Source organism: Marisediminitalea sp., assembly GCF_984433645.1.
Map to the genome: position 1 here is coordinate 23,461 of NZ_CFIDRX010000033.1, position 6,759 is coordinate 30,219.

At 47.7% G+C, this 6,759-nt stretch carries 6 protein-coding genes; 2 read left to right on the forward strand and 4 right to left on the reverse strand.

Going from position 1 to position 6,759, the window contains the following annotated elements:
- Positions 1-29: 29 nt before the first annotated feature.
- Together glpQ and gloA are read right to left on the reverse strand one after the other, a co-directional pair.
- Positions 30-1,040 carry a glycerophosphodiester phosphodiesterase gene (glpQ, locus tag AC4MRN_RS06590; protein WP_491056152.1) on the reverse strand — a complete coding sequence of 337 codons (1,011 nt, stop codon included), beginning with the start codon at positions 1,038-1,040 and terminating at the stop codon, positions 30-32.
- Positions 1,041-1,046: 6 nt separating this feature from the next.
- Positions 1,047-1,430, reverse strand: coding sequence for a lactoylglutathione lyase (gene gloA, locus AC4MRN_RS06595; RefSeq protein WP_255053252.1), 384 nt, complete (start codon positions 1,428-1,430; stop codon positions 1,047-1,049).
- Between the two features lie 304 nt (positions 1,431-1,734).
- Here gloA and AC4MRN_RS06600 point away from each other — a divergent pair, with 304 nt between their 5' ends.
- Positions 1,735-2,643 carry a hypothetical protein gene (locus AC4MRN_RS06600; protein WP_491202826.1) on the forward strand — a complete coding sequence of 303 codons (909 nt, stop codon included), beginning with the start codon at positions 1,735-1,737 and terminating at the stop codon, positions 2,641-2,643.
- A gap of 4 nt (positions 2,644-2,647) precedes the next feature.
- Here the strand turns inward: AC4MRN_RS06600 and AC4MRN_RS06605 are convergent, their stop codons facing one another.
- On the reverse strand, positions 2,648-4,789 hold the full coding sequence (locus tag AC4MRN_RS06605; protein ID WP_491202827.1) for a tetratricopeptide repeat protein: 2,142 nt from the start codon (positions 4,787-4,789) through the stop codon (positions 2,648-2,650).
- 179 nt (positions 4,790-4,968) lie between these two features.
- Between AC4MRN_RS06605 and AC4MRN_RS06610 the strand changes: the two genes are divergently transcribed.
- Entirely contained in the window at positions 4,969-6,189 is a 1,221-nt protein-coding gene (locus tag AC4MRN_RS06610; RefSeq protein ID WP_491202828.1) for an MFS transporter, read from the forward strand.
- A gap of 50 nt (positions 6,190-6,239) precedes the next feature.
- Here the strand turns inward: AC4MRN_RS06610 and AC4MRN_RS06615 are convergent, their stop codons facing one another.
- Positions 6,240-6,731, reverse strand: coding sequence for a TIGR00645 family protein (locus AC4MRN_RS06615; protein WP_073318779.1), 492 nt, complete (start codon positions 6,729-6,731; stop codon positions 6,240-6,242).
- Positions 6,732-6,759 lie beyond the last annotated feature (28 nt).

Below are 6,759 nucleotides of genomic sequence, written 5' to 3' on the forward strand. Positions count from 1 at the left end.
GCCGTTTTGCTATTTAATACACAACACACCTAGTGCGCTGTTTGTTCAATTTGCTCAATAAAGGCTTTTACCGGCGGCACCTGGTCGGTAAATACGCCGTCAAATTTCCATTTACCTACAATAAGCTGAAGCAATTGTTCTGCGGAAATACCCGGCGGTAAAGCGTCGAGCCTGAATGTATATGGGTGAATTTGCAGACCTTCAGCTTGCGCTGTTTGCACCCAATCCGCCAATTCAAATGAAGGTGGGTTAGTGGATTGTGTGACGTGGCCTAGCCAGGGGCCAATGCCTTGCACATATTGCGCAGCCTCTCGCATGCCCGCTGGTGTTTTTAGCATTGCGTAATTGGTGGGGGACTCACCCCAGTCATTATCCGCAATCAGTTGCACCATTTTCACTTTGGCCCCCAATTCGTTGCGGATACGCTTCACTTCTTCAAAGTCAAAGCACTGCAAATAAATATTCGCGTCCGGGGTATCCAATTTATGCCTTCTCAGCGTGTTCAGCACGATTTTGCTGATGTCGTAGCCCTCAGCCCGATGCCAGGCCGGTGACTTGATTTCCGGGTAATAACCGATGTTGGCGCCAGTGAGGCGATTCAATTCAGCTATAGAGGTGAGCTGCTCCTCAAAGGTGGCAACAGTAAAATGGCCTTTGCCCTGGTAGCGATTGGGGAATACCGGCTTACCGTCAGCGTTTTCACGTTCATGGACCTGCAGGGTTTTTAGCTCTGCCAGGGTAAAGTCGAGAGCATAAAAACGGCCGTCTTCACGGGCTCGGTTGGGGAATTTCTGCTCGACGTCTGTGACGGTTTCCAGATGAATATCGTGCAATACCACCAGTGCGTTGTCGCGCGTGAGTACCAGATCCTGTTCAATAAAGGCCGGCCCCTGAGCGTGCGCAAGCGCCATAGCTTCCAGCGTGTGTTCAGGGAGATAACCTGATGCGCCACGGTGAGCAACAATATCGAAAGCCTGACTGGCAAATGACATCGCGCTCGTTGACAACAATAAAACAAAAGATAAGGGGACTACGCGCATAACAAATTATTCCGGTTGAATGAGTTCGATGGCGTAACCGTCTGGGTCGCGCACGAACGCGATGACCGTTTTGCCACCTTTGACAGGCCCTGGCTTGCGATACACATCTGCGCCTTTCGCTTCTAATTGCTCGCAAAAAGCATAAATATCGTCAACTGCAAACGCAACGTGACCATACGCAGTACCCATATCGTACTCGTTGTCGCCCCAGTTATAGGTTAACTCCAGTACGGCTTGTTCTGACTCGTCGGCATAGCCCACGAAAGCCAATGTGTATTCGTATTCTTCGTTTACGCTTTTGCGCAGTAATTTCATGCCCATGGTATCGACGTAAAACGCCAGTGACGTATCAAGGTCTTTGACGCGTAACATGGTGTGAAGCATTCGCATTGTGATTCTCCTCTTACGGGTGATTGTATGCATGTCAGATTGCAGCCAGATGACATTCCGGTGTGGAAACTATTCACGCTCCGGTTGCAATCCAGCCTGTGCGTTGCAGCATAACACTTGTATTTACCGATTAGTGATCGCTGATCGTATTTAGACTGTCGTCAGCCGAAAAGACTGAATTGGTCTTATCTGTTGGTTAAAAATTGTACGGTAGACATGAGTGGTCTAGGATAGTACGCATCAAAATAATAAAAATCACCATCGCACTACACACATGACCCTCGGTCGTTGGCAGGAGCACGCCATGTTGAAATTCAGAAACAGATTTGTACTGTTAATTGTTATGTCAGGAATGTTGTATTCCACCATCGCCGAATCTGCATTGATTCGCGGAGGGGGGCGAGGCTCCAAAACCTCTACAGCGCCACAAAGTTATTACCTTATAGATGACGCGGATACGGTCATGGGACCTTATGGCGTTACCCTGTCGGCGAGCAATTTCGATTCTGTAATGAGGCAATCACCTAATTACGGCTTTACCTCGGGAAATCAGCATCTGTTACCTGTACCGGGGCGCGATTGTTACGAAGAAATGGATTACGACACTTATAATAGTATTCCCCCTCAATATTTGCCGGTGTGGGACGGATGCAGCTATGCGTTTTACGACGATGAAAACCTATTTGCCTTTGGCAGTTTTTTCGCTTATTTAGTGGGGGCAGCCAGTTACGATATTACCTGGACGTTATCTAATACAGCCGGGCAAATGTGGCAGTTTACAGGTGACGATTCCTACATTGACCACGCTGGTGGTAGTCAGCTCATTTATTACGATGATTGGGGCAGTCCGGTGTATTCAGACAAAGGTATGGTTTTCTTAAATGCCGCCATCCCGTTTGATATGCCGGTGGGTGAATACGATATCACTTTAGACGTTACAATGCAGTCAGGCACCAATAAAACGTTTTTCTATTATCAGGACGAGCACAATGCGCTTCCGGTAGATTGTATAACTGTTACGGATCCCGATGATTTCTGTTTTGTTAGTTCGGGCCTTTACGCGTCGGATACGCTTACTTTTAGTGTGAATAGCGGGTTCACTGAGACAGTGCGGATTATGGCGAGAGTAGAGAACGTTTCTGCTCCGGCGATGTTAGGCTCGTGGGCGATTGCTGTTCTATTCACAATTCGTCGCCGGCGCGTTAAACAGTAAATTGCTACAAAAAAGAAGAAAGGTCGATGTTGTCGGCCTTTTGTTTTTCCAGTGCAAGCTTTTTATTGTGCTTATTAAGTAACGCTTTCGCTTGTTCGTTTTCGGCAAATACGTTAGCAACCAGCGGGTCATGCTCAGTCCACCACTGCAACCAGCCATTGTCCAGGGCTTCGCTGAAGTGTTTGACAAATGCAGTACTATTACCGCTCAGTGCGCTAATCCTGGCTGACAAATACATTAAATAGCTGTCTTTGAATACGCTGATTTCCTCTTTAAGCTGTTTTGTACAGGTCGCAATTAGCGCGCTGTCAGTTGCCGTTGTTATGTCTAGCGTTTGTTGTGCCCAGGCGATTTCAATAGCCGGTGAGCAAAACGGCATGACGTACATTTCCTGTATCGGTGTTAGATCCTCAAGTGCAATAAATAGCTCTGCGCTTTTACCTGATTTCCCCATCCATCCTAAATAAATAGCCTGTTCCATTTTCACCCAGAAATCATCTGGATTACTGGCAACTTGAAATGCCAGAACGTCTTCCAATGCTTCACCGTTTCTTTCCCGAGCCAGAATAAAAGACTGATAAGTAGGGTCGGTTGCATCAACGAGCTGCTTAGCCTTCTCTGTCAGTCCGAGTTCAATCAGAATATTGGCGGCTCGATTCCGGTAGTTCAGGTTGTCTTGTGACAAAGAATAGGCTGTCAGCCAGTTTCGCAGACTCTCTGCGTGCTCGCCCGCGAGGTAATTGGCATCAGCAAGGTTGACATAAGCCTGCGGATAATTGGGAAAATCCTCTGTTAACCGGGTCAGGTATTGCTTGGCTTTTTGGAAGTCGCCGCGGCGTGAATATTCAAATCCCAAATTCGCTAAATTTGCCCGTGATATCGGATCCAGTGAGTGAGCTTGCTCTAGATCGTCCAGTGCTTGTTCAAAATGGCCAAGTGCTTCATGAACAAAATGCCGCCACATATAGGCTACTGATAAATTCTTATTCAATGAAAGTGCTTTATTCAGGTCAGTTAGCGCAGTGTCATACTGTTCTGTCATGAACTCTACATACCCTTTGACAGCGAATGCTTCGGCGTTTTCGGGTTGCCTTATTATGGCTTTGTCGAGATTCTGCTTGGCCAATTGTGCCGCAATAGCGGTTTTCAGAATGCCAAAGCGGCTTTCTCCTTCCGCTAAGAGCGCAATCGTATCGGCCAGAGCCACGTAAGCCTGGGCGTATTCAGGGTCAAGCGCTATAGATTGCTCGAACAAGGTCCTGGCTGCTTTCATCGATTCCGCAGTCTGCAGGCGGTATTGTTCTTTGCCTTTCAGATACATGACATATGCGTCGGTGCTAGCCGTTGTATTAAGTGATTTAAAAGAACCCGCTTCAATGTATTTGTCTTGTAATAGGTTGACTACGGCCCGACCAATTTCGCTCTCTAACTCAAACACATCTGAAAATGCACGCAGGAATTGCTCAGACCACAAAGTGTGTCCATTTTCAGTGTCGATTAATTCAACACGTATTTTTAATCGGTTACCCTGAGCTCTTACACTACCGGCCAGTACAGTTTGGACATTGAGGCGCCGGCCAATTTCCACCGGCGAAAGGCCTTTGTCGGAGAGAATCTGACTAGACCTGGAAGCGGCTACACGAAACCCTTCGGTTCGACCCAGTAAACTTGTGAGCTCTTCAGAAAGGCCCAAAGCCAGGTAATTTTGATCCCGCTCTGGACTCTGGTCTGTGAAAGGAAGAACCGCAATAGAATCTGCCTGCATGATTTGTTGCTGGCCTTCGCTTTCGGCTTTGTAATTTGCTTCTATGGACGTGAAAATGTGCAAACCGATGAATATGCTTAGTATCGCGATACCCGCAAGGCTTAGCCAACTGCCGGCTCCAAGGGGCTTAACCGCTTCATCATCAGATTCAGCTGTGCGCCGAAGGCCATCGAGACTGATATCAAAGTGCCAGGACAGATAAGCGACTACCGGTAACCCGCAAGTCAATGCCAGGATAACGCCTGGACCCACAAGTGGATGCATGTCGATCAATCCGGAAAAGACTTCAACGACCTGAAGTATGAGCCAGGAAACCCCAAGGTAGGCCAATACGGACTTTATGACATTCCTTCGTTTTAGCTCTGTAAGAAAGACTTTCATACTTATAATTTTCCGTCTTAGGTGCAGAAAGAGCGCTCTCTGATTATAAGTTAACCGCATTTTGATTATTTATCCAGCAACTCCCATTGCGATTGAATAAGTGTGTGTGGTGATGTTGGTGTCGTTGTCAGTTACACTATGATTCTTTCACTTCGTCGTTCTTCAAACACGGAATCGTTATGTCACAGTATAAATCCTTACTCAGCATTGCTATCGCATTTGCGTGTGTGTTGTTGGCTCTGAACTTTGGTCTGCGCTCTTCGATGGGCTTTTTTATGGCACCGGTGTCTGCCGAATTTGGTTATGGCAGAGAGGTGTTTGCCTTTGCGTTAGCACTTCAAAATTTGTGGTGGGGATTATTCCAGCCTGTTGCTGGTGCGTTCGCCGATAGATTCGGCACAGTTAAAACCGTTGTTGCTGGTACATTGCTGTACGCACTGGGTCTTTATGTAACAGCGACGACAGATTCTGTGTTGGGCCTCAACACAGGGGCAGGGCTGTTAATGGGCATGGGGATTGCGGCTACCGGATTCGGCGTGGTATTGCCCGCCATGGCGAGAATGGTTTCGCCAGAGAAACGGTCTTTTGCATTAGGTCTGGGCAGTGCGGCGGGTTCAGCCGGGCAATTGCTTGTGGTACCGGTTGCACAGTCGTTTATTGCAGGTTATGGCTGGAGTACAGCACTATTACTCATGGCAGCCTGTGCGTTGCTGATGATGTTGTTAGCGTCCCCGTTACGCGATGCATCGGTGCCTGATTCAGGGGGCAATGTGTCGGCAAAAAAGCAATCTATGCAAGAAGCGCTGAAAGAAGCGTGTGTTTATCCACATTACTGGCTGCTGGTGGCAGGTTTCTTTGTATGTGGATTTCAACTGGCGTTTATTACCGTGCACATGCCGGCATTTTTGAGTGACCGGGGCTTTGAGTCTGATGTCGCAGTGGCCAGTCTGGCGTTAATTGGTCTGTTTAATATATTCGGTTGTTTACTGTCAGGTTCCTGGGCGGGGAAATATTCCAAAGCCAAGCTGCTTACCTGGATTTACGCGTTACGCGCTGTGTCGATAGCCGCATTTATGTATTTCCCGATGTCGGCCACGTCGGTGTACGCTTTTTCGATAGTTACAGGCCTGTTGTGGTTGGCAACGGTGCCGCCGACGTCAGGTCTGGTTGCGCAAATGTTCGGTTTGCCTTACATGGGATTGCTTTACGGCATCGTGTTTTTAAGCCATCAGCTTGGTTCGTTCAGCGGCGTGTGGTTAGGTGGTTATCTGTTTGACGTAACCGGCTCTTACGACGTGGTGTGGTGGGCCGCATGCGGCATCGCTATCATTACTGCGCTGTTACATTTGTGGATAGATGAACGGCCAGTTGAACGCTTGCGTGTTGCCGCTGCGTCTTAAAGACAAATGAGACTGAAACCAGCCATATGGCTGGTTTCAGGAATTAGGAACTAGTGCTTGCGACTGGCTTTATCCAGCGAGCCCATGGCATAAGCCGAGACAACAAAGGTAAGGTGAATAAGCACATACCACATGAGTTTGTCGTTATCGATATTCTTGGCATTCATGAATACTTTGAGTAAATGAATGGACGAAATAGCGACGATCGAAGCGGCAACTTTGCTTTTCAGTGAGCTGGTGTCCAGTGTGCCCAGCCAGGCCAGCTTTTCTGTGCCTTCTTTTAAATCAATTTGCGAGACAAAATTCTCATAGCTGGTGAACATCACCATAATGATCAGGCCAGACACTAACGCGATGTCTATAAGTGACAACACCACCAGTACAATGTCAGCCTCGCTGATTTCCAGTACATGGGGTAACAGGTGAAAGAGCTCCTGAAAGAACTTAATACCCAACGCCACCAGGGCCAGACTTAATCCAATGTAAATGGGCGCAAGTAACCATCGCGATGCATACATAACGCGCTCAACCCAAGCTTCCAAATTGCATTCTCCTTGAAAAAATGATGAT